The sequence below is a fragment of the Mesorhizobium sp. Arg314 genome, assembly GCF_053714275.1.
The window spans coordinates 26602-51539 of the sequence record NZ_JBSKBP010000003.1 but is presented as its reverse complement, the minus strand read 5'-3'; the positions used below and the strand labels follow the sequence as shown (position 1 = coordinate 51539).

At 64.7% G+C, this 24938-nt stretch carries 24 protein-coding genes; 7 read left to right on the top strand and 17 right to left on the bottom strand.

Annotated elements, in window-relative coordinates; genetic code table 11:
• Positions 1–47 precede the first annotated feature (47 nt).
• The 8 genes from ACWGS9_RS04075 to ACWGS9_RS04040 form a co-directional block, all read right to left on the bottom strand.
• Complete coding sequence (locus ACWGS9_RS04075) at positions 48–1043, bottom strand: Rieske 2Fe-2S domain-containing protein (RefSeq protein ID WP_454504018.1); 996 nt, start codon at positions 1041–1043, stop codon at positions 48–50.
• Positions 1040–2185, bottom strand: a complete 1146-nt coding sequence (locus ACWGS9_RS04070; RefSeq protein WP_454504017.1) for a GNAT family N-acetyltransferase — start codon at positions 2183–2185, stop codon at positions 1040–1042. Before ACWGS9_RS04070 ends, ACWGS9_RS04075 begins: the two co-directional genes overlap by 4 nt.
• Positions 2182–3438: a F390 synthetase-related protein gene (locus tag ACWGS9_RS04065; protein WP_454504016.1), complete on the bottom strand. Its 1257-nt coding sequence runs from the start codon at positions 3436–3438 to the stop codon at positions 2182–2184. Before ACWGS9_RS04065 ends, ACWGS9_RS04070 begins: the two co-directional genes overlap by 4 nt.
• On the bottom strand, positions 3435–4259 hold the full coding sequence (locus ACWGS9_RS04060) for an MBL fold metallo-hydrolase (RefSeq protein WP_454504015.1): 825 nt from the start codon (positions 4257–4259) through the stop codon (positions 3435–3437). The genes ACWGS9_RS04065 and ACWGS9_RS04060 overlap by 4 nt, the downstream gene beginning before the upstream one ends.
• Positions 4256–5239: an NAD-dependent epimerase/dehydratase family protein gene (locus tag ACWGS9_RS04055; RefSeq protein WP_454504014.1), complete on the bottom strand. Its 984-nt coding sequence runs from the start codon at positions 5237–5239 to the stop codon at positions 4256–4258. The genes ACWGS9_RS04060 and ACWGS9_RS04055 overlap by 4 nt, the downstream gene beginning before the upstream one ends.
• Before the next feature lie 3 nt (positions 5240–5242).
• The gene (locus ACWGS9_RS04050) at positions 5243–6232 is read right to left on the bottom strand and encodes a 3-oxoacyl-ACP synthase III family protein (RefSeq protein WP_454504013.1); all 990 of its coding nucleotides are present in this window, start codon (positions 6230–6232) and stop codon (positions 5243–5245) included.
• A 93-nt stretch (positions 6233–6325) separates the two neighbouring features.
• Positions 6326–6775, bottom strand: coding sequence for a DNA polymerase III subunit chi (locus ACWGS9_RS04045; RefSeq protein ID WP_320213812.1), 450 nt, complete (start codon positions 6773–6775; stop codon positions 6326–6328).
• A 3-nt stretch (positions 6776–6778) separates the two neighbouring features.
• Positions 6779–8281 (bottom strand): leucyl aminopeptidase, encoded by a 1503-nt coding sequence (locus ACWGS9_RS04040; protein ID WP_454504012.1) that lies wholly within the window; start codon positions 8279–8281, stop codon positions 6779–6781.
• Between the two features lie 377 nt (positions 8282–8658).
• Here ACWGS9_RS04040 and lptF point away from each other — a divergent pair, with 377 nt between their 5' ends.
• From lptF to ACWGS9_RS04005, 7 genes are all read left to right on the top strand, one after another.
• The gene (lptF, locus tag ACWGS9_RS04035; protein WP_454504011.1) at positions 8659–9855 is read left to right on the top strand and encodes an LPS export ABC transporter permease LptF; all 1197 of its coding nucleotides are present in this window, start codon (positions 8659–8661) and stop codon (positions 9853–9855) included.
• Positions 9856–9857: 2 nt separating this feature from the next.
• Positions 9858–10940, top strand: a complete 1083-nt coding sequence (lptG, locus tag ACWGS9_RS04030; RefSeq protein WP_454504010.1) for an LPS export ABC transporter permease LptG — start codon at positions 9858–9860, stop codon at positions 10938–10940.
• On the top strand, positions 10940–13354 hold the full coding sequence (locus ACWGS9_RS04025; protein WP_454504009.1) for an LPS-assembly protein LptD: 2415 nt from the start codon (positions 10940–10942) through the stop codon (positions 13352–13354). The genes lptG and ACWGS9_RS04025 overlap by 1 nt, the downstream gene beginning before the upstream one ends.
• A gap of 224 nt (positions 13355–13578) precedes the next feature.
• Complete coding sequence (locus tag ACWGS9_RS04020) at positions 13579–14502, top strand: peptidylprolyl isomerase (RefSeq protein ID WP_454504008.1); 924 nt, start codon at positions 13579–13581, stop codon at positions 14500–14502.
• Between the two features lie 208 nt (positions 14503–14710).
• A complete protein-coding gene (pdxA, locus tag ACWGS9_RS04015; RefSeq protein WP_454504007.1) occupies positions 14711–15745 on the top strand; it encodes a 4-hydroxythreonine-4-phosphate dehydrogenase PdxA in 1035 nt (344 codons plus the stop codon).
• A 7-nt stretch (positions 15746–15752) separates the two neighbouring features.
• Positions 15753–16598 (top strand): 16S rRNA (adenine(1518)-N(6)/adenine(1519)-N(6))-dimethyltransferase RsmA, encoded by an 846-nt coding sequence (rsmA, locus tag ACWGS9_RS04010; RefSeq protein ID WP_454504006.1) that lies wholly within the window; start codon positions 15753–15755, stop codon positions 16596–16598.
• A gap of 283 nt (positions 16599–16881) precedes the next feature.
• Positions 16882–17460 carry a Fic/DOC family protein gene (locus ACWGS9_RS04005; RefSeq protein ID WP_454504005.1) on the top strand — a complete coding sequence of 193 codons (579 nt, stop codon included), beginning with the start codon at positions 16882–16884 and terminating at the stop codon, positions 17458–17460.
• A 13-nt stretch (positions 17461–17473) separates the two neighbouring features.
• Here ACWGS9_RS04005 and gmk read toward each other — a convergent pair whose 3' ends face one another.
• From gmk to fabD, 9 genes are all read right to left on the bottom strand, one after another.
• Positions 17474–18148, bottom strand: coding sequence for a guanylate kinase (gene gmk, locus ACWGS9_RS04000; protein ID WP_454504004.1), 675 nt, complete (start codon positions 18146–18148; stop codon positions 17474–17476).
• Between the two features lie 5 nt (positions 18149–18153).
• Complete coding sequence (locus ACWGS9_RS03995; protein WP_454504003.1) at positions 18154–19044, bottom strand: YicC/YloC family endoribonuclease; 891 nt, start codon at positions 19042–19044, stop codon at positions 18154–18156.
• 358 nt (positions 19045–19402) lie between these two features.
• Complete coding sequence (gene mltG / locus ACWGS9_RS03990) at positions 19403–20656, bottom strand: endolytic transglycosylase MltG (RefSeq protein ID WP_454504002.1); 1254 nt, start codon at positions 20654–20656, stop codon at positions 19403–19405.
• 163 nt (positions 20657–20819) lie between these two features.
• Positions 20820–22082, bottom strand: a complete 1263-nt coding sequence (gene fabF, locus ACWGS9_RS03985) for a beta-ketoacyl-ACP synthase II (protein WP_454504001.1) — start codon at positions 22080–22082, stop codon at positions 20820–20822.
• Between the two features lie 34 nt (positions 22083–22116).
• The gene (locus ACWGS9_RS03980) at positions 22117–22353 is read right to left on the bottom strand and encodes an acyl carrier protein (protein WP_006203723.1); all 237 of its coding nucleotides are present in this window, start codon (positions 22351–22353) and stop codon (positions 22117–22119) included.
• A 200-nt stretch (positions 22354–22553) separates the two neighbouring features.
• Positions 22554–23291 (bottom strand): 3-oxoacyl-[acyl-carrier-protein] reductase, encoded by a 738-nt coding sequence (gene fabG / locus ACWGS9_RS03975; RefSeq protein ID WP_112101164.1) that lies wholly within the window; start codon positions 23289–23291, stop codon positions 22554–22556.
• A gap of 38 nt (positions 23292–23329) precedes the next feature.
• On the bottom strand, positions 23330–23596 hold the full coding sequence (locus ACWGS9_RS03970) for a type II toxin-antitoxin system RelE family toxin (protein ID WP_454504000.1): 267 nt from the start codon (positions 23594–23596) through the stop codon (positions 23330–23332).
• Positions 23580–23801, bottom strand: a complete 222-nt coding sequence (gene relB, locus ACWGS9_RS03965) for a type II toxin-antitoxin system RelB family antitoxin (protein ID WP_320309906.1) — start codon at positions 23799–23801, stop codon at positions 23580–23582. Before relB ends, ACWGS9_RS03970 begins: the two co-directional genes overlap by 17 nt.
• A gap of 72 nt (positions 23802–23873) precedes the next feature.
• Positions 23874–24827: an ACP S-malonyltransferase gene (fabD, locus tag ACWGS9_RS03960; RefSeq protein WP_454503999.1), complete on the bottom strand. Its 954-nt coding sequence runs from the start codon at positions 24825–24827 to the stop codon at positions 23874–23876.
• Positions 24828–24938 lie beyond the last annotated feature (111 nt).

The following is a 24938-nucleotide window of genomic DNA, read 5'->3' as shown; positions in this document are numbered from 1 at the left end:
AATTATAATTCACGGAAGCGTTCAAATCAAGGTATGTGAACTATAATTCACAGCTCAATCTCATGCACCCGCGGCTCACCGGCCGCCGCCGGCACCTTCCCGTCCATGATCGCGGCGATATCGCGGCGCAGGAAATCCAGCGGGCCTATGACCGGCAGGGCTTGCGGCGGCAGCCGAGCGTTGTCGCTTGCCGATTTCAGCACCCGGCGGTCCTGGTGCAGCGCGATGGTGAAGAGCGGCTTGAAGGCCAGCGCCTTGAGCTCGCCGAGCAGGCCCTGGCGCCGGCCGATCAGCCAGCCGACACCCTCGACGGTGCGCTCGTCGGCCTGGCGCAGATGAAAGGTGGTGGCAAGCACCAGCCCGTCCTTGCCCCAATATTCGAGCTCGGCGATGCCGGGATGGCGGAAGCGGCCGATGGTCCTCGCGCGCTCGCCTTCCAGCAGCCTGCTGATCAGGCCCTGCTGGCGATCCTCGCCTGTGTAGCTCGCCTCGACCCACCCCTCGCCGCCGGTCACCTCGACCCGCACCAGATGGCGCTTCGCCGTCAGGCCGCGCAGCAGGCCCTTATGGGTGAAATGGGTATGGGTGGCGTCGAGGATGTTCTCGGCGGCATCGATGACCGTCGACTGCGTCGATGAGCGCACCCGCCGCACGATGACGTCCTTGCCCTGCATACAGTGCAGGTAAGGCTCGCCCCGCGGCACGCCGGAAGAAATGAAGACGACGCCGTCGCGCTCGATCGCGGCGAAGCGGCGGACCCGGTAATGCGGCATGGCGCCGACATGACCGGGGATCGCGGTGCAGCGGCCTTCGCCGTCATAGCGCCAGCCATGGTACGGGCATTCGATCTCGCCGCCGACGATCTTGCCGGTCGACAGCTCGACCAACCGATGCGGACAGCGGTCGAACAACGCGGCGATGCCTTGCGCCGAATGGAACAGCACCACGGGCTCGCCGTCGTACAGGATGCGCTTCGGCCGCTTGCCGATATCGGCGGACAGCGCCACCGCCTGCCAGTGGTCTTGCCCGCGGCGCTCGCTCACAGTTCGAACCTCCTGAGCAGGGGAATGCCGACCAGCGCCAGCACGGTCTCCATGACGCGGATCACTATCCGCCGACGGCGCGCCAGATGCCCGGCATAGACGGCGATGTATTCGATCGCGGCGACCGCGCCGCGCCGGCGTTTGAAATCGGCGGCGCCCGCGCTCATGTTGAAGAACAGGCCGCGCGCCGTGGCGTGGTCCTGCGCCATCGCCATCGCCATGCGATAGAGCCCCTCCCCGACAGGCAGGCTTGTGTCGTAGCCGACGATCGGCTGGGTCAGCGTGCCGCCGTTTTCGAACAGGCCGGTGACGGCGACCAGCTCGCCACCCGGCCTGCGCAGTCCTGCCAGGCTGATGATGCCGCGCCGGTGCATCTCGGCGATGTAGCGAGCCGTATAGTGCGGGTTGAGCGGCGTGTATTTGTCGAGATAGAGCATGTTGTAGAGCATCTCGGTGCGGGCATAATCGGCCTCGGTGAAATCGCCATTGCCGACCCGCTCGAAAGGCGTTGCGCGCAAGCGGGCGCGATCGCGCTTCATCCCACGCGTCATCGCGGGTGCGGCGCTGCGGTCGGCGAAGATGTAGATCTGGCGTGCCGCCAGCATGCGAAACCCCTCGGCCTTCAAGGCGGCAATGGTCGCCGGATCGGCGATATCGTTCAACGAGCGGATGACGATGGCGCGATCGGGGAAGCGCGCGGTCAAGGCCGCGCGCAGCGACGCGGCCGTCGGCCGATCGAGCAGCGGCACCGGATTGGTCGAATAGAGCCAGTTGTTGAGCTGCGCCTGGTGATCGAGGCCGCTTGCCCTGACCAGCGGCGCGCAGGCGCTTATCAGGGCGTTGAGCGCGCGCCGCAGCAGCGGGTGGGTGGCGAAGTTGCGCGTCTCGTCCATCGCATAGTCGATATAGGCGCTGGTCGGGCAGCAGATATAGCAGTTGGGCGCTTCATCCGCGTCGTTCAGCGTCAGCGGAAAAATGCGGCCGGCGACTTCGAATGTCTCGACTTTCGTCTTCAGGTTGGCGACGAGATCGTGCACCGGCATCTCGTTGAAAAGGCCTACAAAAGCCTCGACCTTTGCCGGCTTGTTCTCGACCCGGTCTGCCTGCTGCTCAGGCCTTTCCATCATCGCCGCGCCGCTCATCGCGCCTGCTCCAGGCGGCATTCGACGCGGCGCAGTTTGCGGCCTGTTTCCAGCGGCAGCGGCGCGCGGACGAGCGTCACGGCGGCGACCGCCCTTCGCGCTTCCAGCAACGTTAGCACTGCCTGATGAGCGGCAGCCGCCGCATCGTCCGCGAGCGCCGGCGGAAGTCTGAGCTCGATCCTGTCCGGCCCGGTCTGGATGAGGCGAAAATCGTCGATGCGGCGATCGGCCTTGAGCACGGCGTTGCGCAGCACATCCGGCGTGACGAGGATCGGGCCGTTCCTGGAGGTGAGCCGAAAGACATCGTCCATGCGGCCGACAACTTCGTCGACGCAGCGCAGAGGCGAGCCGCAGGCGCAAGGCTGTCCGGACAAGCGCAACAGGTCGTTCATCCGGTAGCGCGCCATGATCTGCGTCCGGCGGCGAAAAGCCGTCACCAGCGGCGTCACCAGCTCCTCGCCCGCCGGCTCGAATTCGAAGAAGACGGAGTCTTCGGCAAGATGCAGTCCGCCCTGCCGGCAGGTCACCGCGAACAGGCCTTCGGTCGCCATGTAGATCTGGTCGAGCGGCAGCCGGAAGAAATCCTCGACGACCGGACGATCGACCGGGTCGAGCATCTCGGCGGCGGAGAAGACCCGCTTCGGCCGGAGCCGAAAGCTTTCGGTCGCGAAATGGCGGAGCATCTTTGGCGGCGCAATGATGACCGTCGGGTCGAAGGCTTCGAGCGCGCCGCGCCAGCTTTCCGGCCCCATGGTCACATCGAAGAAGGCGAGCTTGACCAGGCGCGATTTGCGGGCGCTGTCGTAAAGCCCGGTGTTCTGCGGCAGGATGACGGCGACGCGCATGCCGCGCCACAGAAGATCGGGCGCCGCCTTGGCAAGGATTGCGCCCAGCCAGCGGTATTTCTCGGCCTCGGAAATCACGAACAGGCCGCGATTGCCCGAGGTGCCGGTGCTGGCGCCGACCGTGAGCGCGCCGACGCGGCCGCCCCGCGCCAGGGCCGCCCAGGCTTCCGCGGCGGGGAGGCCGTGAATGTTGAAATCCTGGAAGCGCGCCATCAGCATCGACTTGTCGGTGACCGGCAGGTCGGTGAGGCGCGCCGGCGCCTTGCCGTAAAAGGGCGCGCGCGGCAGGTCGCGGTCGAGGAAGCGCCGCAGGGCCGCCGCCTGCCAGCGTTCGAAGTCGAGGCGGCTCTTGCGCGAGACCCAGCGCGTCAGGGCGAAGGAGCCGACCGCTTCCGCCAGCCCGTTCATGCGGCCTCCGGCGCGAGGTCGTGGGGCGTCGGCGCGGGATCGTGGCAGAGCATGACCTGGCCGCCGGCCGCGAGGAAGCGCCGCAGCATGGCGCTGGTCGGCTCGATCGCCGTGGCATCCTCGGCGATCAGGGTGGCCGGGAAGCCCGGCGTGTGATTTTCCATCAAAGCGGCGAGCAGCCATTGCACATCGACGGCGTAAAGCAGCGGCCGGTCGAGGCCGGCAAACAGCAGGCCGAACTGGCCATCGGCATGGCCGGGAAGATCGACCGCGATGACGCTGCCGTCGCCGAAGAGATCGGCGCCGCCCGGCACGCCTTCGCTCGCCTGAACATACCGCTTGTCGGAGAGGCCATCGAGCCGGGCTTCGAAGTCGGTCGGAAACAGCTCGGCAAAGATACCATGGCGCAGATTCTGTCCGACCGTACGCGCCTTAACCCGCGCCCAGGCGGCATCGCTGGCGATGAAGCGAGCGTTGCGGAACAGCGACAGGCCCGAAATGTGGTCGGCGTGGAAATGGGTCACGATGACGGTGCGGATGTCATCGGGCGACAGGCCGAAACGCCGCAGCACCGGCAGAACCTGTTCGGCAGCGTTGAGCTGAGGTTTGAGCAATGCGCCGTAGAGCCGCAGCATCCGGCCGCGCCGCTCACCGCTCAGCGCTTCCGGCGTGTAGCCGGTGTCGATGAGCGCCGGCCCGGCAGCCGGGTGAAAGATCAGCCCGTAGCGGACGCGCAGCTTGACACTTTGCCAGCCGCCGCCGCGCAGGATCAGCCGCTCGGCGGCGCTCACCCAGGCGCTGTTGGCGAAGACGAGCTTCATGCCGGCACTCCGCCGACAAAAGTGCGATCAAGCCCTTGTTCGAACGAGATTTTCGGCGCCCAGCCGAGCATCCGCTTCGCCTTGGAAAGATCGAGGCTTTGCGCATAGGCAAAGAGGCCGAGCCCATAGCGCGTCACCGGCGGCTCCGGAGGCCCGGGCAGCCGGAGCGCCACCGCTTCCATCAGGCCCGCCGCCAGCATCGCCGGCATGAGCGGCATCGGCCGCCAGCGTGTATGCAAGCCCGCGCGGATGCAGGCCTCGTCGGCGACGCGGCGGACCGGCAGCACCTCGCCGCCGGAAATGTTGAAGACCTGGCACTCTGCCTCCCCGGGTGCAGCAAGCGCCGCCAACACAGCGTCGACCACATCGTCGACGTGGGTGAGGTCGATTGCCGCGCGGCCATCGCGAAACAGCGGCAGCGGCCGGCTTTTTGCCGCCTTGATAAGGCGTGGCAGCAGCGCCCGATCGCCGGCGCCATAGATGCCGCGCGGCCGCAGCACCACCGGATGGATGAAGGGCTGGCCAAGCACGATCTTCTCCGCTTCGCGCTTGGTGCGGGCATAGTGATTGACGGGCTCCGGCAAAGCCGCGTCCTCGGTGAGACCGAGTTGATCGCGAAAGGCGAAGCAGACGGACGGGCTGGAGATATGGACGACGCGGCTGACGCCCTGGCGCTTGGCGAAATCGACGAGGTTCTGCGTCGCCGTGACATTGGCCGCCTCGAAATCCGCGAGCCGGCCAAAGGGCGAAGAAAGCGCGGCGCAATGGATGATCCGTTCGACCCTGTTGAGCCTGGGGGCGAACGTGCTGTCGAGCGGCTGCGCAAGATCATGGCGGATGATGCGATGGCCCATGGCTTCGAGCGCGGCGCAGCGGGCTTCATCGCGGCCAAGCCCAAGCGCCAGCGTGCCGGATGCGGCCAGCCGCTCGAGCACATGGGAGCCGAGGAAGCCGCTTGCGCCGGTGACGAGGACGGTCATCCCTCAGACCTCCAGCGCCATGCCGCCGAAGGAGACGCCGGCCGAGGTCCCGAGGAAGAGCAGCTTCATGCCCGCCGCCACACGGCCCTCGCGGCGTGCGACATCCAGCGCGAAAGGAATGGAGGCCGCGATCTGGTTGCCGAAGCGGGCAGAGATGTCGACCAGCTTTTCCGGCGGAAAGCCAGTCTGGCGTGCCATATGGGCCAGCGCTAAGGGGCTTGCCTGATGCGGTATGACGAGATCGACCTCCTCCCGCCGCCAGCCGGCGCGCTCGAGCAGAGCGTCGACGAAGCCGTTGAAGTGGCGCGAGGTGAGCCGGAACAATTCCTTGCCGTCCATGTGGAAAAGGCTGTGCGCAGCGAACGCTTCCCGCTCCTTTCGGAAATCGAAGCGCGTGCCGCCCGAACCGATGCCGCAGGCTTCCCAGCCGGAAGGATAAGTGCGCATCAGGCTCGCCGCCACCCTGCCCTCGCCGGGCTCGGCCCGGCGCAGCACCGCCGCCGCAGCGCCGTCGCCGAACAGCGCGGCAATCTCGGGCGCATCCTCCCAAGGCAAGGCGCGAGAGGCGACTTCCGACGAAAAGACCAGCGCCGTTTGGCATTGCCCGGCCTCGATCATCCGGCCAGCGGTCTCGAAGGCGGTGAGGAAGCCGAGACAGCTGCTGTTGACGTCGAAGGCGGCGGCCGAGCCGTCGGCAATACCAAGCCGCTGCATGACCAATGGCGCCGTTGCCGGCAACGGCTGATAGGGCACGCCGCAGCCGCCGACGATCAGATCGACGGCGCCCGGCTCGAGGCCGGCATCCGCCAGCGCAAGTGTCGCCGCGGCGCAGGCGAGGTCGATCTGCGATTCGGCATTGCAAACGTAGCGTTCGACGACGCCGGTCGCGGTTTCGAGCGCGCCCCTGCCGAGGCCCAGCCTTTCCTCCAGCGCATTCGTGGCGACGCATTGGGCCGGCACCGCCCTGCCGGTTCCGACGATCCTGATCCGCATCCTTCCCCCGGCGCGTGAACCCGCGTCTGACTAACTCATAGACCGGATCGGGCGTGATGGTAATGATGTCTTTCGAGCGTGAGAGGTCGCTCTTCAGGCCTTGCGCTCCCAGCGCCGGTCAGGTGTCTGCTGCCAGTAGGTCACGGCGTGGCCGGCTTCCTTCATCGTTTTCCAATGGCCGCGGGCGGCTTCGAGCTGTGCTGCGTCATGGCCGTCGAACAGGAAGACGGCGCGCTCGTAGCCGGAAAGCTCGGGCGGCGTTGCGCCGTCGACCAGGAAGCGGATCTGCGCGGCGTTCTGGTTGCCCCCACCGGTGGTGAGCAGGATCGGCTGCTCGGCCGGATAGGCCTCGCGGTCGGTGGCATGCGCCAGGAAAGAATCGTCGCGGAACGTCCACAGATGCTGGTCGAGCGCGTCGCGGCGCTCTTCGGTGCCCGTCTGCACCACCGCGCGCCAGCCGCGCTCGACGCTGCGCTCGAGCAGGCCGGGCAGCGCCTCCTCGAGCGTCGATTCGGTCAGGTGGTAGAACAGGATGTCGGCCAACCCCTATCCCTCGTAGTGATCGCGCACGAGTCGATCGAGCAGCCTGACGCCGAAGCCCGAGCCCCAGGACTGGTTGACCTCGCTCGAGGGCGCGCCCATTGCGGTGCCGGCGATGTCGAGATGCGCCCAGGGCGTGTCCTTGACGAAACGCTGCAGGAACTGCGCCGCGATGATGGCCCCGCCATAGCGGCCGCCGATATTCTTCATGTCGGCGTTCTTGGAATCGATCAGCTTGTCGTATTCGGGCCCGAGCGGCATGCGCCACAGCCGCTCTTGGCTGGCCTGACCGGCGCCGAAAAGGCGGCCGGCGAGCTCGTCATTGTTGGAGAAAAGACCGGCATAGTGCTGGCCGAGCGCCACCATGATGGCGCCGGTCAAGGTCGCCAAATTGATCATGAATTTCGGCTTGAAACGGTCGTTGGTGAACCAGAGCGCGTCGGCCAGGACGAGGCGGCCTTCGGCGTCGGTGTTGAGCACCTCGATCGTCTGGCCCGACATCGAGGTGACGATGTCGCCAGGACGCTGGGCGTGGCCGTCCACGGCGTTCTCGACCAGGCCGATGACGCCGACCACATTGGCCTTCGCCTTGCGCGTGGCCAGCGCGTGCATCAGGCCGGTGACGGCGGCCGCGCCGCCCATGTCGCCCTTCATGTCTTCCATGCCCGAAGCAGGCTTCATCGAATTGCCGCCGGTGTCGAAGGTGACGCCCTTGCCGATGAAGGCGACGGGCGCATCTTTCGCCTTGCCGCCGTTCCAGCGCATCACCGCCAGGCGCGCGCCGCGCGGCGAGCCTTGCGCGACGCCGAGCAGCGAGCCCATGCCGAGCTTCTTCATTTCCTTTTCGGTGAGGATCTCGACCTCGACGCCGAGCGTTTCCAGCGCCTTGACGCGTTCGGCGAATTCGACAGGGCCCAGCGCATTGGCCGGCTCGTTGACGAGGTCGCGCGCAAGCAGCACGCCGTCGACCACCGCTTCCTCACCGGCAAACACCTTCTTCGCGGCCGCGGGATCGGCGCAGTGGACGGTCACCCTGGCGGGCTTGCCCGACTTTCGGTCAGATTGGCCGTCTTCCTTGTCTTTCCTGGTCTTGTATTTGTCGAAGGAGTAGCTGCGCAGCAGGATGCCGGCGGCAAGGCTCGCCGCCTGCCGGCCGTCAGGCTGCAGTTCCGGCAGATCGAGAATGACGGCCACCTCGGTCGCCTTACGCAGCGAAGCGGCAACGGCGCCGCCGAGCTTCAGCCAGGCATTGTCGTCGAGGCTCGAGACCTTGCCGGCGCCGACCGCCACCAACCGGTCGACCGACGTTCCTTCCGGCGCCAGCACTTCGGCCGAGCTTGCGAACTTGCCGGAGAAATCGGCGACCGGAAAGGCACGCGTGAGCGCGCCGGCCGGATCGCAAGCCTTCGCCGCCTCGCCGAGCCCGCCGCCGTCGGCTGCGAATACGAAGACGCTGCCCTTTTTCGGCGCGGCGAATTTGGCAAAAGAAATGGATGGTCTCGACGTCATCAGGTCCTGCTTTCGGGGATGGCCGTAAGGTGCCGGCAAAGGTAATTTTCAGCGAGCAAGAGGTTTGGCAAGCGTGCGCGACATTTGGTCGTTTTCAGCCATTTGGCAAGACTTTGGCCGAAATCGCAGTCTATATCGGCGCCACCATAGACAAAGGATTCGCCTCGGCACGGCCTTAGCTCGCTGCCGCAACCTGCTGTTAACCATCAATGTTTTGCATTTCTTATCCATTGGCGCGGAGACTCCGCCACGCCGGGGCATGTGGCGTGGGGCGACAAACCGGAGCGAGCCGCCTATGACGCAGTTGTGCGGGCGTCGCCGGATCACTACCTTGTCGGCGGGCATGATGCCGTTCGGCAAAATCGAGAAAAGCCTTCATGAAGGTCGTTGAACGCTACATCATGCGCCGCGCGCTGACGATGTTCCTCGCGGCGCTGGTCTGGACGCTGGCGATCGTGTGGACGACGCAGGTGCTGGCCAAGATCGACCTCGTCACCGACAACGGCCAGTCGGCGCTGACCTTTTTCGAAGTCGCGGCGCTCATCATCCCTTCGGTCATCCCGATCGTGGTGCCGTTCGCGCTGGTGGTGGCGGTGGCGCAGACGCTGAGCGCCATGAACACCGATTCGGAGCTTGCCGTGCTCAGCGCCGCCGGCGCATCGCGCTGGACGATCGCGCGGCCGATCCTGCTGCTCGCCATCGCGGCTTGCGCCTTTTCCTTCATCGTCGACAACGCCATCGACCCCTATGCCAGGCAGAAGAACCGCCAGCTGGTGGCGGCTTCGCGCGCCGATCTTCTGTCGCTGATCATCCAGGAAGGCACGTTTCGCAAGATCGACGAGGGCCTGTTCCTGCAGGTCGGCGAACGGCTGCCCGGCAACCGGCTGGGCGGCATCTTCGTGGCCGATTCGCGCGAGGAAGGCGCCAGCCTCACCTATTACGCCAAGACCGGCAGCATCGTCGAAAAGGGCGACGAGAAGGTGCTGATGATGAATGACGGCGTCATCAACCGCAAATCGGTGACCGGCGACCTCTCCGTCATCCGGTTCACCTCTTATGCCTTCGACATGTCCGCCTTCATGTCGGCGGCGAACGACATCACGCTTTTGCCCAAGGACCGCACGACGCAATATCTGCTCAATCCGGATCCCAACGACAAGATGTTCCAGCGCGAACCGGGCAGCTACTGGGCGGAGCTCAACCAGCGCTTCGCCGAATGGTCCTATTCGCTGGTGTTCGCGCTGATCGCGCTTGCCGTTGCGGGCGATGCGCGCTCGCACCGAGAGGCGCGCGTCAATCCGCTGATCACGGCGATCGCCATAGCGCTTTTCGTGCGATGGCTCGGCTTCTTCGCCGCCGGCAAAGCCGACAGGGTCTGGTACTATGTCTACCTGCTCTACGCCATACCGCTCGTCGCCTCCGCGGTTTCGATCTGGTTCATCGTCTCGTCGCGCAGCATGGAATTGCCGGTCGCCTGGGCCGACTGGCTGACGGGCCTTGCCAGGCGCACCGGCGACAACTGGACGGCATTCAAGCTCTGGCTCGCCCGGCGCGCTTCCGGCCAGGGAGCCTGAGCATGGGCTGGACGCTGGGCCGCTATTTCTTCTTCCGTTACGTCTCGATCACCTTCTGGTTCTTCCTGGGCCTGCTGGCGCTGGTGTTCCTGATCGATTTCACAGAGTTGTCCGGACGCACGACCGGGCTGCCGGGTTTCACCTACGGCACGGCCTTCGCCATCTCGGCGCTCAGGATGCCGATGATCATGTTGCAGACGGTGCCGTTCGTCGGGCTGTTCTCGGCGATGGCGACGCTGGTGTCGCTCAACCGCCGCTATGAGCTTGTCATCGCGCGTTCCGCCGGCGTCTCGGCCTGGCAGTTCCTGTTCCCGTGCTGCGTCGGCGCGCTGATGTTCGGCGTGCTGTCGGTCGCCGTCATCAACCCGATCGCAGCACACGGCTTCTCCTGGTCCGAGCAGATGGAGAACGACCTCAGGGCCGGCAAGTCGAACGCCGTCACCACCAACGTCACGCCCTGGCTCAGGCAGAAGACCGAATCCGGCGACACCATCATCGGCGCCCGCGCCATCCTCAATCAGGGCCTGGAGATGGCGGACGCGGTGTTTTTCATCCTCGACCCGCAGGGCAACATCGCCGAGCGCAAGGATGCCGCAAAGGCCTTCCTGCGCGACGGTTACTGGGAATTGCAGGACGTCAAGGTCTTCAAGAACGGCAATATCCAGGCGCTGGCGTCCGACAAGGTGCCGACCAATCTCAAGCCGGAATTCGTGCAGGAACGCCTGGCGCGCCCGGAAACCATCCCCTTCTACGAGCTGCCGCGCAAGATCGAGGTTGCCCGCTCCTTCGGGCTCAAGGCAAATGCCTTCGCCATGCAGTTTGATTCGCTGGTGGCGTTGCCGTTCCTTCTCGTCGCCATGACGCTGATTGCTGCAACGGTTTCAATGCGATTTGCGCGAATGGGGCAGTCGGCAACGATGATTCTGGGTGGCGTCGTGGCCGGCTTTCTGCTTTATGTCGTTTCGGTACTGGTCAAGGCATTCGGTGTCGCCGGATTCGTGCCTACTATGGTGGCTGCATGGGTTCCGGTTGTCGTGGCTATGTTCTTTGGGGTGACCTTTCTGCTATACAAGGAAGACGGCTAGTGAGGGAGGCGGTTTTGCGCAGCCATGGGCAGGCCGGTATGGCACGCCTCTATGGGGCGACCGCCTTGGCATGTCTGTTCGCCTGTGCGGTGCCGACGGCACCCGCGCTGGCGCAGACCATCGCTGCCAAGTCCGTCCCTTCCGGCACGCAGATGCTGCTGGCCGCCGATACGCTTGTCTATGACAACGACAAGCACACGGTGACGGCCGTCGGCGGCGTGCAGATCGACTATGGCGGCAACAAGCTGGTTGCCCAGCGCGTGGTGTATAACCGCGATACCAAGCGCCTCGTCGCCAGCGGCGCCGTCGAGTTGATCAACAGTGACGGCACCAAGGTCAATTCCGAGCATATCGACATCACCGACGACTTCGCCGACGGCTTCCTCAACGCGTTGCGCGTCGAAACGGTCGACAAGGCCTATTTCGCCGCCGAGAGCGCCGAGCGCATGGGCGGCGTGCTGACCACCTTCCACAACGGCGTCTACACCGCCTGCGAACCTTGCGAGGACAAGCCGGACAAAGCGCCGACCTGGCGCGTCAAGGCCAGGAAAATCATCTGGAACGGCGAGAAGAAGACGGTCCGCTTCGAAAACTCGAATTTCGAATTTTTCGGCTTCCCGCTTGCCTATCTGCCCGCCTTCGAGATCGCCGACCCGACGGTGAAGCGCAAGAGCGGCTTCCTGATCCCCGGCATCGTCTACAACAACCATCTCGGCGTCGGCGTCAAAGTCCCCTATTATTTCGCGCTGTCCCCGACATATGACCTGACGGTCACCGGCAGCGGCTACACCAAGCAGGGTTTCCTCGGCGAGGCCGAGTGGCGCCAGCGCTTCAACAACGGCCAGTACACGCTGAAGATCGCCGGCATCCAGCAGCAGGATCCCGAGGCGTTCATCGCCACGGGCAATCGTCCTACCGTCGATTCGGGAGATTTCGGCGATCCGAACAAGTTCCGTGGCATGATGGGCACCAAGGGCCAGTTCGCCATCAACGAGCGCTGGGACTTCGGCTGGGACGTGCTGCTGCAGACCGACAAGGACTTCTCGCGCACCTACAATATCGACGGCTACAGCGATCTCGTCCACCAGTCGTCGATCTACCTGACGGGCTTGAGCGACCGCAATTACTTCGACGTCCGCGCCATGCGCTTCGAGGTGCAGGAGGATACGCTCTCCAGCGATCCGACGGCGCGCGCCTCCAAGCAGCCCTGGGTGCTGCCGTCGTTCGACTATGCCTATATTCCCGACACGTCGCTGGCCGGCGGGCAGCTGTCGCTCAACGTCAATGCACGCGTCATCAGCCGCAACCGGCTGGATGCGGTTCTCGCCAATCCTCTCGACGACACATCCATCAACAATGTGCGCGGCATCGAGGGCGAGTCGAGCCGGCTCACCGCCGAAGCCGAATGGAAGCGCACCTTCACCACCGATGGCGGCCTGCAACTGACGCCGTTGCTCGCCTTCCGCGGTGATGCCGGCTACGTCAACGCCAATTCCGCTTCGATCGCGGCCGTCAACCAGATGGCGGATAATCTCCATGAAAGCGGCGACATGCGCTCCTCGCTTGCCCGCTACATGGCCACCCTCGGGCTCGAGGCGCGTTGGCCGCTGTTGTTCTCGATGCCGAACTCCAGCCATGTCCTGGAGCCGACCGCGCAGGTCTTCGTGCGTCCGAACGAGCAATATGTCGGCGGACTGGCCGTCCCCAACGAGGACGCGCAGAGCTTCGTCTTCGACGCCACCACGTTGTTCGAGCGCGACAAGTTCTCGGGCTATGACCGTATCGAAGGCGGCACGCGCGCAAATATCGGCTTCCGGTATTCGGGAGCTTATGACAATGGCTGGGCCACGAACGCCATCTTCGGCCAGTCCTATCAACTCGCGGGCCAGAACTCTTTCGCCGCACCCGATCTCGTCAATGTCGGGGCCGCATCCGGCCTGGACAAGCAGAGCTCGGATTATGTCGGCCTTGTCGGCTTCAACAGCCCGAGCGGCTTCTCCGGGTCGGTGAGCGGGCGTTTCGACGAGCAGACTTGGGAAGTCAGGCGCGCCGAAGTGAAGGCCGCCTATTCCGGTCTGCCGATATCGCTCAGTGCCAAATATGCCTTCATCGAGGCGCAGCCGCTCTATGGCTTCGCCACCGACCGCCACGAGGTCACGCTCGGCGCCTCGACGCATCTGGCGCAGAACTGGCGGCTGTTCGGCACCGGCACCTACGACCTGGAGACGAGCGTGCTGGTCAGGGACGGTGTCGGCTTCGCCTACAACGATTCCTGCTTCACCTACATCATGACGTATTCGCAGACGCGCGATTCCATTACCAAGGAAGTGTCGCAGAACATCGGCTTCAACCTGTCGTTCCGCACGCTCGGCGATTTCGGCTCGTCAACAAGCGCGGTCGATACCATCCAGTGACCAAGGACGGGCGCACCGCTTCGGGCCCGTGCGTTGTTTCGGGCGCGCCGATGGTGCTTTGATCTTGATTTGGGGCGCGATCCTTCGAAAATGGACCTGATTCTCAGGGTCATGCGCTGGCGACATCGTTTCGCCGCATAGGACGGGCATGGGGTCGACTGCATCGCGCAGGCGTTCTGAGGTCGCGCGGCGCCGTCGTGGCGGGGAAAAATTGGGAAGGTAAGATGAGGAAATACCTGTTTTCGGCAGGATTTGCGCTTCTGGTGGCGGCGACATCGGTTTCGGTCACGGCTGTTGTGCAGCCTGCTTTCGCCGCGCAGATCAAGTATGTCGTCAACAACATACCGATCACCACCGGCGACATCGCGCACCGCGCCGCCTTCTTCAAGCTGCAGCACAAGAAGGGCGATGCCGGGCAAGAGATGATCGACCAGACGCTGCGGCTGGCCGAGGCCAAGCGGCTCGGCATCCGCATAACCGATCAGCAGGTCGACGCCGCCTACCAGCGCTTCGCCTCGGGCAACAAAATGCCGCTGGCGAAACTCGACGCGATCATGAACCAGTCGGGCGTCACCAAGGAACACTTCAAGGAATTCATCCGCGCCCAGATGGCCTGGAACCAGGCGCTCAGCGCGCGCTACCGCTCCGGCGAAGGCGGCTCGGTGACCGAGCAGGATGCGGTCCGTCGCATGCTCGACAAGGGCGGATCCAAGCCGACCGCCATGGAATATATGCTGCAGCAGGTGATCTTCGTGGTGCCGGCCTCGGAGCGCGCCGCCACGCTCGCCAAACGCAAGCGCGAAGCCGACGCCATGCGCGCCCGCTTCAGCGGCTGCGCCACCACGCGCGACTTCGCCAAGGGCCTGCTCGACGTCACCGTGCGCGACCTCGGCCGCGTGCTGGCGCCGCAATTGCCGTCCGACTGGGCCGAGCAGATCAAGGCGACCAAGGTCGGCGCCGCGACGCCGACGCGCGAGACCGAGCGCGGCGTCGAATTCATCGGCGTCTGCTCCTCGCGCGAGGTTTCCGACGACAAGGCCGCGCAGATGGTGTTCCAGGCCGAGGGCAGCGGCGACAAGGACGCCGACGAACTCAGCAAGAAGTATGTCGCCGAGTTGCGCCAGAAGGCCAAGATCGTCGAGCGCTAGAGCCGGATGATTTCAGGTTCGATCGACCTGAAATCTGGATCCGTCTCTAAATCAAAGAGATAGAGCATGATGTCGCCCGAAAACCGCTGCACACTTTTCGGCATCATGCTCCTTAGAGGCCGAGCATGATGTCGCCCGAAAACCGCTGCACACTTTTCGGCATCATGCTCTGAGCGACAAGCGTGCGATACCGCAGCCAACCCACCGCATGAGCACGCAGAAGACCGATGCGCCGCTGGCGCTGAGTGTCGGCGATCCATCGGGCATCGGGCCCGAGATCGCCATCGCCGCCTGGCAGGCGGGCGACAGCGCCGGCGTACCGCCCTTCTATCTGCTCGCCGACCCTGCCCTGATTGAAGCCCGCGCCCGACTCGTCGGCGCAAATGTCACGATTGCCGAGACGTTGCCCGGACAGGCGGCGCATCATTTTGCCCGCGTGCTTCCCGTCGTGCCGCTCCATGCGCGCCATGTCGACAGCCCGGGAGAGCCAAACCCGGCCAATGCCGCCGGCACCATCGAAGCCATCGACCGCGCTGTCGCCGACTGTCTCGCCGGCCGCGCCGCCGCAGTGGTCACCTGCCCGATCGCCAAGAAGCCGCTCTACGATGCCGGATTTGGCTTTCCCGGCCACACCGAATATCTGGCGTATCTGGCCTCGCGCCAGACCGGCAGGGACGTGACACCGGTGATGATGCTGGCCGGACCCGACCTGCGCACCGTCCCGGTGACCATCCACATCCCTCTGGCCGAAGTGCCGAGCGTGCTCACGACGGAGCTGATCGTCGCCACGGCGCGCATCACCGCCGCCGATCTCAAGAGCCGCTTCGGCATCGCGCGGCCGAGGCTTGCGATCGCCGGGCTCAACCCGCATGCCGGCGAAGGCGGCGCCATGGGCCTGGAGGATGCTGCAATCGTCGCCCCGGCCGTCGAGACGCTGAAAGCGGAGGGCATTGACGCGGTCGGACCGCTGCCGGCCGACACGATGTTTCATCCGCGCGCACGCGCCTCCTATGACGCGGCGCTGTGCATGTATCACGACCAGGCCCTGATCCCGGCCAAGACGCTCGCCTTCGACGAGGCGGTAAACGTGACGTTGGGCCTGCCCTTCATCCGCACCTCGCCCGATCACGGCACCGCTTTCGACATCGCCGGCAGAGGCATTGCGCGCGCCGACAGCCTGATCGCCGCGCTGAGGCTGGCGCGGCGGCTGGCCGACAGCGGCCGGCAGGCCGCGGCAGCATGAGGATAAATTGAACGCGCGCACCACGATCGACGGGTTGCCGCCGCTGCGCGACGTGCTCGAGCGACACGGCCTGCAGGCCAAGAAAGCGCTCGGGCAGAATTTTCTGCTCGACCTCAACCTGACAAGCAAGATCGCCCGCGCCGCCGGTGATCTCGACGAGGCGACGGTGATCGAGGTCGGTCCAGGCCCTGGCGGGCTGACGCGGGCGCTGCTCTTCAACGGCGCTCGGCGCGTGATCGCCATCGAGCGCGACGAGCGCTGCCTTGAAGCGCTGGCCGAGGTTTCCAGCCACTATCCCGGTCGCCTGGAGGTCATTCCCGGCGATGCGCTGAAAACGGATTTTGCAGCACTTGCCGGCACGGCGAAGGGCGGACCGGTGAAGATCGCCGCCAACCTGCCCTACAATATCGGCACCGAGCTTCTGATCCGCTGGCTGACCATGGCCGACTGGCCGCCCTTCTACCAGTCGATGACGCTGATGTTCCAGCGCGAGGTGGCGGAGCGCATCACCGCGGGGCCGGGCAGCGACGCCTATGGCAGGCTCGGCGTTCTGGCGGGCTGGCGCACCGAGGCAAGGATCGCTTTCGATGTGCCGCCGCAGGCGTTCACGCCGCCGCCGAAGGTGACCTCATCGGTGGTGCATCTGGTGCCGCGCCCCTCTCCCCTGCCCGTGGATGGCAGAAAGCTCGGCCGCGTCACCGAGGCCGCCTTCGGCCAGCGCCGCAAGATGCTCAGGCAAAGCGTGAAGAGCCTGGGCGGCGAAGCGTTGCTGACGCGAGCCGGCATCGACCCGACGCGGCGGGCCGAGACGCTCAGCGTGGAAGAGTTTGTCAGGCTGACAAACGCGGTTTGACCGCAGGCGCCGGCTCGCCGGACGGGCGGCGCGGTTGCCGCGAAATCATGGAACATGGTAGTGTTGCTGAATGAAAAAGAACCACAGTATCATTCGCTCCGGGCAAAATGGTCAGTTCCTCCTGACCAGTGACAGAGGCGAGAAGATCAGCGCCGTAGAAGGTCTCAAATTGTCACGCCGCATGGCGACGATTCTAACGGAGAGCCGCGCACGAGGGCTCACCGGGGACGAACGCAGGGTGTTGATTAAGGAACAAGCATCTCGGAAAAAATAGGATCGGCAGGTGGTCTACGCCGCTAAAGACGATCCATTATGCTATCCAGGCACAACTGTTCTTCGCAACAAGCTGAATATCGAGGACCAAGCCCAACTCAACGAATTCGAGTTGGCGCTCTTTCTGACCAGGGCCGATGAGGAAATGCCAGCCGGCAACCTGGACTATGAGCACTACAAAGTCGTTCACCATCACCTGTTCCAGGACATTTGCGAATGGGCTGGCGAGATTCGTGCCATTCGCATCGGCAAAGGCGGCAACTGGTTCTGCTATCCCGAATATGTCGATCAGGAGATGCGCAAAATCTTCCACGGAATGATCGAGGCCGACAATTTTCGCGGGCTTGCTATCCAAGACTTCGCAGTTGGAGCTGCGCACGTTTTGGCCGAAATCAATGCCGTGCATCCATTCCGAGAAGGCAATGGCCGGACTCAGCTTACCTTCCTGGCAATGCTGATGGACAACGCTGGATTCTCGTTCAATGCCGATGTTCTCGATCGTAAGCGTGTCCTGGACGCGATGATCCAGAGCTTTGCGGGCGACGAGACTCGCTTGGCGAAGCTCATCATTGAGATCGGCAGGCCTTAATGAGCGGCCCTCCTCACCCCGTCTTCTCGTCCAGCAAACCGGAAATGAAATCGAACAGACCAGGCCGCCTGTCGCGGCGCAGGCGCTCGGCGGCTACGATGGCTCGGACTTCGGCGAAGGCGCGGTCAAGATCGTCGTTGACGATGACGAAGTCGTATTCCTTCCAATGCTCGATCTCGAGGCGAGCGTTCTTCAACCTGGTCTCGATGACGGATTCCTGGTCCTCGGCGCGGCGCTTCAGACGCGCCTTCAATTCCTTCATCGACGGCGGCAGGATGAAGATCGAGACGATGTCGGCGCGCATCTTCTCCTTGAGCTGCTGGGCGCCCTGCCAGTCGATGTCGAACAGCATGTCGCGGCCCTCGGCCAGCGCCATCTCCGCCGGCTCGCGCGGCGTCGCGTAGCAATTGCCGTGCACTTCGGCCCATTCGAGCAGCGCATCGGAATCGCGCAGCCGCTCGAACTCGCGCATGGTGCGGAAATGATAGTGGACGCCCTCGATCTCCGAGCCGCGGCGCGGCCTCGTGGTGACCGAGACCGAAAGCTCAAGGCTCGAATCGCTTTCGAGAAGGTTGCGCGCGATCGTCGACTTGCCGGCGCCCGACGGCGACGACAGCACCAGCATCAATCCGCGGCGGCGGATGCGGGATCCCAGATCCCTGGCGGCCGTCGGCTCCTTGGCAACCATCCCCGTCACTCCAGATTCTGGACCTGTTCGCGAAACTGGTCGACCACCGCCTTGAGCTCAAGCCCGATCGCGGTGACCGCGGCGGCGTTCGACTTCGAGCACAACGTATTCGATTCGCGGTTGAATTCCTGCGCGAGAAAATCGAGCTTGCGGCCGACGGCGCCGCCGCTCTTGAGCAGTGCCCGCCCGGAAGCGACATGCGTCTTCAGCCGGTCGATCTCCTCGCGGATATCGGCCTTTGTGGCGAGGAAGGCAGCCTCCTGGTGCAGCCGGGCAGCATCGAGGTTGGCCGAGGCATCCATCAAGAGACGCACCTGCTCGGCGATGCGCTCGCGGATTGCCGCAGGCTCCCGCGAGGGATCGGCCTCCGCCTTCAGCGTCAGCGCCTCGATGGTGTCGATATGGCCCGCAAGCAGCGTGCCAAGTGCTTCGCCCTCGCCGCGACGCGCCTGCTCCAGCCCGGCAAGCGCTGCCTCGAACGCCGACAAGATCGCGGCATCGAGGGCGGCCCGCTCCTCCTCGGTCTCGACGGCTTCGGGAATGTCGAGCACCCCGCGCAGGGAGAGCAGGCCGTCGGCGGTGGCGGGCTCGGTGCCGAACTGCTCCTGCAAGCGCTTCGCCAGCCCCGCCAGGTCCTTGAGGAACGCCTCGTTGACCACCGGCTGGATTTGCCTGGCGGCGGCACGGCCGACGGTCAACGTCGCCTGGAAATTGCCGCGCGCGAAGCGCTTCTGGACGGTCTGGCGGACGGCGGTTTCCAGCCGGTCGAAACCCTGCGGCAACCTCAGCCTCACCTCGGCGCTCTTGCCGTTCACCGATTTCACCTCCCAGGCAATCGAGGTGCCCTCGCTTTCGGCGGCGGACCGCGCGAAACCGGTCATGCTTTGCAGGTTCATCGCCCTGTCGTCCCCCTGTCGCAGGCAAAGGCCCGCAAGGCCCAGCGCTGCGCGCCCCAAAAATCGCCGGAGATCGGCCGGCGCCCCCTCAAAACATGAATATGGCCTCGCGTCAAAGGACGCGTGCGGCAAGCTCAAAGCGCATCGCGCCGAAACGGATCCAGGCGTCGCACTTCAAGTCTCTGACTGATGCATGTCGTTTAGCCCAAAACCGCTACGCACTTTTGGGCGACATGCACTGAGTTTGATGCATATCGTTTTCCCAAAACCGCTACGCACCTTTGGGCGACATGCACTGAGTTTGATGCATATCGTTTTCCCAAAACCGCTACGCACTTTTGGGCGACATGCATCGAGCCTACTGCGCGGCGCCGCCACCGGCGTCGCCGTTCTCGCTGTTGCCATTGCCCCCGGCGTCATTGCCGTCGGCATTGCCATCGGGAGCGGCCGGCGCCGTCGTCTGGCCGGAAGCCTTGGCGGCGGCATCAGCCTGCTTCTTCTGCAGCGCCCGGTAGCGGGCGACGTTCTGATTGTGCTCTTCCAGCGTCGCCGCAAAGACATGGCCGCCATTGCCGTCGGCGACGAAATAAAGATCGTCGGTCTTCGACGGATTGGCGACCGCTTCGAGCGCCGCGCGGCCGGGATTGGCGATCGGCGTCGGCGGCAGACCCTTGATCAGATAAGTGTTGTAAGGCGTCTGCTTGTCGAGGTCGGACTGGTAGATCGGCCGGTCGGCCGGCTTTCCCTTGCCACCGAACAGGCCGTAGATGATGGTCGGATCCGACTGCAGCCGCATGCCCTTGGCCAGCCGGTTGAGGAAGACGGCGGCGACGCGTGAGCGCTCGTCGCTCTTGCCCGTTTCCTTCTCGACGATCGAGGCGAGCGTGACGAAATCATCGATGTTGGCGATCGGCAGGTCGGGCGCGCGATGGCCCCAGACGTCGTCGACCAGCTTCTTCTGGTCGGCGATCAGCTTGTCGACCATCTGCTGTCTTGTAGCGCCGCGGGTGAAGCGCAGCGTGTCGGTGGCGATGCTGCCTTCCGGCGGCAGGGTCGGCGGCATATCGCCCGTCAGCGCCTCCTGATCGGCGACGCGCTGCAGCGCCTGCTCGACCGTCAGCCCTTCGGGAATGGTCAGCGAATACATTACCGACTTGCCGCTCTTGAAGAGATCCATGATGTCGCGCATCGAGGCGCGCGGCTTGATGGCGTATTCACCGGCCTTCAGCGCCGTTTCATTGCCGGTAGCGCGCACGCCGAGCCGGAAGATGCGGGCATCGCTGATCAGGTTGCGGCGTTCGAGCTGGTCGGCGATCTCCTGCACGCCGGTGTTCGGCTTGATCATGAAGGTATCGCCGTTGGCGGAAGGTCCGGCTTCGACAAAAGCCTGCATGCCGAAATAGAGCGCAGCACCGGAGGCGAGCACCACCAGGATCACCACGGAGAGGAAGAAATTCAGGAACACGATGACCTGGCTGCGCGAGGCGCGCGAGCGCTTCGACGGCGGCGGCGTGCCGGCTTCCGGGCGCAATGCCTCGGCCGCCGTCTTCGGCACGATCGGCCCCTTTGTGCCTTGCCGTCCGAAATCCCCGCCGCCCGGATTAGTGTTCATCACGCCCTGCCGTCTGATCTTGCAACGAATCCCCCGGCGGAAGCCTAGGGGCGAATTTGGCAAAAATGACGGCAGTTGGCGGACTACCGGTAGCTATCTGTTTACGGCACTCCCGGACGGAAAGCCGCTGCCCGGATTTCCTGGAATTGCCCGGGCCGTCTGCTCAGCCACTATAACGCTGGAACACGAGCGATGCGTTGGTGCCGCCAAAGCCGAAGGAATTCGACAGCGCGACATCGATCTGGCGCTGGCGCGGCTTGTTCGGCACGAGATCGATCGCCGTCTCGCGTTCCGGATTGTCGAGATTGATGGTGGCGGGAGCGATGTTGTCACGGATGGCGAGGATCGAGAAGATCGCTTCCGCGGCACCCGCAGCGCCCAGCAGATGACCGATCGACGACTTGGTCGACGACATCGAAATCTTCGAGGCGGCGTTGCCGACCAGTCGCTCGACCGCGCCAAGCTCGATCGTGTCGGCCATGGTCGAGGTGCCGTGCGCGTTGATGTAGTCGACATCGGCCGGCGAGAGCTTCGCCCGGTTCAGCGCCGCCGTCATGCAGCGGAAGGCGCCATCGCCATCTTCGGCCGGCGCGGTGATATGGTGGGCATCGCCGGTCAGGCCATAGCCGGTGACCTCGGCATAGATCTTGGCGCCGCGCGCCTTGGCGTGCTCCAGCTCTTCCAGGACGACGACGCCCGCGCCCTCGCCCATGACGAAGCCGTCGCGGTCGCGGTCATAGGGTCGCGAAGCGGTCTCCGGCGTGTCGTTGCGTTCGGTAGAAAGCGCGCGGCAGGCGGCGAAGCCGGCAATCGACAGCCGGGTGACCGGCGCCTCGGCGCCGCCCGCCAGCATCACATCGGCATCGCCCCACATGATCAGCCGGGCCGCGTCGCCAATGGCATGCGCGCCGGTCGAGCAGGCGGTGACCACCGCATGGTTGGGGCCTTTCAGGCCGTGGCGGATGGAGACCTGCCCCGAGACCAGGTTGATGATCTGTCCCGGGATGAAGAAAGGGCTGATACGGCGCGGGCCGCGCTCCTTGAGGATCATCGCGTTTTCGGCGATGCCGTCGATGCCGCCGATGCCGGAGCCTATCAGCACGCCGGTGGCGCACTGGTCCTCATGCGTCTGCGGCTTCCAGCCGGAATCGGCCAGCGCCTCGTCGGCGGCCGCGATGCCGTAGAGGATGAACTCGCCGATCTTGCGCAGTTCTTTCGGCTCAAGCACGGCCTCCGGGTTGAACGTGCCGTTGGAGCCGTCGCCACGCGGGATGACGTGGGCGATCTTGCAGGCAAGATCGTCCACCTCGAATTCGGTGACGCGCCGACAGGCGCTGCGGCCGGAGAGCAATTCCCGCCAGCTGTGCTCAACGCCCATGCCAAACGGCGAAAGCAGGCCAAGGCCCGTGACGACGACACGCCTCATCGCAGGTCCTCCCCGGTGATGCCTGCGAAAAAACTCAGGCCGAGGCCTTGTCGATATACTTCACGGCATCGCCGACGGTGAGGATGGTCTCGGCCGCATCATCCGGGATCTCGACGCCGAACTCTTCTTCGAACGCCATGACGAGTTCGACCGTGTCGAGGCTGTCCGCGCCCAGGTCGTCGATGAAGCTCGCCTGCTCCGTCACCTTGTCGGCATCGACGCCGAGATGCTCGATGACGATCTTCTTGACGCGCTCTGCGGTGTCACTCATTTGGGGCAATCCTCGTCTTAGGTTGTCTGTCTTCGTTAGCGGGCGGAATGCCGCTAATCAAGCTGAAAGATGGTCTTGCGGGAAACGCGCCGCAGGACCGATTTTTGCCCGAACCGCCGGGTTGCGGGCCGCATTACACGAAAAATGACGGGCGTCCAAGCCGAAATGGCTGTTTTCACAGGCGTCCGGCCGACCTCCTCTCAGATCATCGCCATGCCGCCATTCACGTGAATGGTCTGGCCGGTAACGTAAGCCGCCTCATTGGAGGCGAGGTAGGCTACGGCGGACGCAACCTCGGCGCTGGTTCCCATGCGCCGGGTCGGGATCGCGGCCATGATCGTCTCTTTCTGCTTGTCGTTGAGCTTGTCGGTCATGGCCGATTCGATGAAGCCCGGGGCGACGCAGTTGACGGTGATGTTGCGGGTGGCGATCTCCTGCGCCAGCGACTTGGAAAAGCCGATCATACCGGCCTTGGAGGCGCAATAATTGGTCTGGCCGGGATTGCCGGTGACGCCGACCACCGAGGTGATGTTGATGATGCGGCCATGGCGGCGGCGCATCATCGGATGGGTCAGTTCGCGGGTGAGCCGGAACACGGCGGTGAGGTTGACCTCGATCACGGAATCCCAGTCGGCGTCCGACATGCGCACGAACAGGCCGTCCTTGGTGATGCCGGCATTGTTGACCAGGATATCGACGCCTTCGAGATCAGCCTCCGCCTTCTGGCCGAGCGCCTTGACCGCGTCGCGGTTCGTCAGGTCCGCCGGAAACAGTTTTACGCGGTCACCCAATTCGCCCGCCAAGGCTTCCAGCTTCTCCACACGGGTGCCGTGCAGGCCGACGATGGCGCCCTGGCTATGCAGCACCCTGGCGATCGCTTCGCCGATGCCTCCCGATGCGCCGGTGACGAGCGCCTTGCGGCCGGTCAGTTCGAACATTTTTATTCCCTTTCAAATCGGACAAATCAGGGGTCAGGCTATCTGTAGACGTCGCCTCGATGGCCGATCGTCACGACAAGAATTACGAGCCGCGTGTCTTGTACGTCGCAGATAATCCGGTAGTCCCCAAGTCGGTACCTCCAGAATGTCGCCAACGGGCCCTTAAGTGGTTTGCCTAGCTCACGCGGATTGTCGAGTTCGGCAAGTCGGTTTTCGATGAAATCGCGGATTCGGCGGCGTGTGTGCGGATCTAGTTTTTCGACAAACTTGCGAGCTGAACGAGCGTACTCAAGCGTCCAGGCCACGCCAGAAATCCTCGCTCTTTACGACATCCTCCTCACCTCGCCTGATCCGCTCGAGCACCTCGGCAGCGAGATAGTAGTCTTCTACATCTTCGAGCCCACGTTCAATGAGTTCGCGCAGATAGTAGGCTTTGCTGCGGCCGGTCTTGACGGCGAGAAAGTCCAAGCGTTCTTCAATCTCAGGCGCCAGACGAATGGATGTCGGCATGAGAACCTCCGGTGAATACATGTATTCATGTACCGCTGCGGCGCTAAAAATTCAAGAGAAGAGGAACGACGGTCAGCCGAGAGCCGCCAGCGCCACCTCGACTTCCGCCGCCGTGCCAATGGCGCCGGTGGCGATGTCGCGGTTGATGCGGCGCGCCAGGCCCGACAGCACCTTGCCGGCGCCGACTTCGTAGAGGCTCGACACACCATTGGCGCCGAACCATTCCACGGTCTCGCGCCAGCGCACGCGGCCGGTGACCTGCTGGACCAGGCGGCGGGCGATCTCGTCCGGGTCGCTGGTCGGCGTTACAGTGACGTTGGAAACGACCGGGACTATCGGCGCCTGTTTCGCCACGCCGGCCAGGGCCTCGCGCATGATGTCGGCCGCCGGCGCCATCAGCGCCGAGTGGAAGGGCGCGGAAACCTGCAGCATCAGCGCCCGCTTGGCGCCCTTTTCGGTGCAGAGCTTGGCCGCCAGCTCGACCGCCGCCTTGGCGCCCGAAATCACCAGCTGGCCGCCGCCATTGTCGTTGGCGACCTGGCAGACGGAGCCTTTGCCGGCCCCTTGCGCTGCCTCGGCGCAAGCAGCTTCGACATCGGCCTGCTCCAGCCCGATGATGGCAGCCATGGCGCCCTCGCCGGCCGGCACCGCCGCCTGCATGGCGTTGCCGCGGGTTCGAAGCAGCTTCGCCGCATCGCCGACCGAAACGAAACCGGCCGCGGCAAGCGCGGAATATTCGCCCAGCGAATGACCGGCGACATAGGCCACCTTGTCCTTGAGCGAGAAGCCGCGCGCTTCCAGCGCCCGCATAGCCGCCAGCGACACCGCCATCAGTGCCGGCTGGGCGTTGGCGGTCAGCGTCAGCGTCTCTTCCGGGCCTTCCCAGATGAGTTTCGACAGTTTTTCGCCGAGTGCGGCGTCCACTTCCTCGAAGACGCTGCGCGCTTCGGGAAAGGCATCGGCGAGGTCCTTGCCCATGCCGACGGCCTGGCTGCCCTGTCCCGGAAAGGTGAATGCGACGGCCATTTTGAAGTCTCTCCAGAGGCTGGTTTTCCATGCCTCTGGCGCAAGGCGGACTGCCAAGTCAAGCCCGCGGGCGTCTCTTCGGCCGGCATTTCAGCCGGAAAACCCGGCTGA

Bases quoted from the DNA above. Each gene is read 5' to 3' on its own strand.
- ACWGS9_RS04040 (WP_454504012.1), bottom strand. From the start codon at position 8,281: ATGACGTCGAGACCATCCATTTCTTTTGCCAAATTCGCCGCGCCGAAA.
- ACWGS9_RS03980 (WP_006203723.1), bottom strand. From the start codon at position 22,353: ATGAGTGACACCGCAGAGCGCGTCAAGAAGATCGTCATCGAGCATCTC.
- ACWGS9_RS04070 (WP_454504017.1), bottom strand. From the start codon at position 2,185: ATGAGCGGCGCGGCGATGATGGAAAGGCCTGAGCAGCAGGCAGACCGG.
- fabD (WP_454503999.1), bottom strand. From the start codon at position 24,827: ATGGCCGTCGCATTCACCTTTCCGGGACAGGGCAGCCAGGCCGTCGGC.
- ACWGS9_RS04065 (WP_454504016.1), bottom strand. From the start codon at position 3,438: ATGAACGGGCTGGCGGAAGCGGTCGGCTCCTTCGCCCTGACGCGCTGG.
- ACWGS9_RS04020 (WP_454504008.1), top strand. From the start codon at position 13,579: ATGAGGAAATACCTGTTTTCGGCAGGATTTGCGCTTCTGGTGGCGGCG.
- ACWGS9_RS04060 (WP_454504015.1), bottom strand. From the start codon at position 4,259: ATGAAGCTCGTCTTCGCCAACAGCGCCTGGGTGAGCGCCGCCGAGCGG.
- lptG (WP_454504010.1), top strand. From the start codon at position 9,858: ATGGGCTGGACGCTGGGCCGCTATTTCTTCTTCCGTTACGTCTCGATC.
- lptF (WP_454504011.1), top strand. From the start codon at position 8,659: ATGAAGGTCGTTGAACGCTACATCATGCGCCGCGCGCTGACGATGTTC.
- mltG (WP_454504002.1), bottom strand. From the start codon at position 20,656: ATGAACACTAATCCGGGCGGCGGGGATTTCGGACGGCAAGGCACAAAG.
- ACWGS9_RS04050 (WP_454504013.1), bottom strand. From the start codon at position 6,232: ATGCGGATCAGGATCGTCGGAACCGGCAGGGCGGTGCCGGCCCAATGC.
- relB (WP_320309906.1), bottom strand. From the start codon at position 23,801: ATGCCGACATCCATTCGTCTGGCGCCTGAGATTGAAGAACGCTTGGAC.
- gmk (WP_454504004.1), bottom strand. From the start codon at position 18,148: ATGGTTGCCAAGGAGCCGACGGCCGCCAGGGATCTGGGATCCCGCATC.
- ACWGS9_RS04055 (WP_454504014.1), bottom strand. From the start codon at position 5,239: ATGACCGTCCTCGTCACCGGCGCAAGCGGCTTCCTCGGCTCCCATGTG.
- pdxA (WP_454504007.1), top strand. From the start codon at position 14,711: ATGAGCACGCAGAAGACCGATGCGCCGCTGGCGCTGAGTGTCGGCGAT.
- fabF (WP_454504001.1), bottom strand. From the start codon at position 22,082: ATGAGGCGTGTCGTCGTCACGGGCCTTGGCCTGCTTTCGCCGTTTGGC.
- ACWGS9_RS03995 (WP_454504003.1), bottom strand. From the start codon at position 19,044: ATGAACCTGCAAAGCATGACCGGTTTCGCGCGGTCCGCCGCCGAAAGC.
- fabG (WP_112101164.1), bottom strand. From the start codon at position 23,291: ATGTTCGAACTGACCGGCCGCAAGGCGCTCGTCACCGGCGCATCGGGA.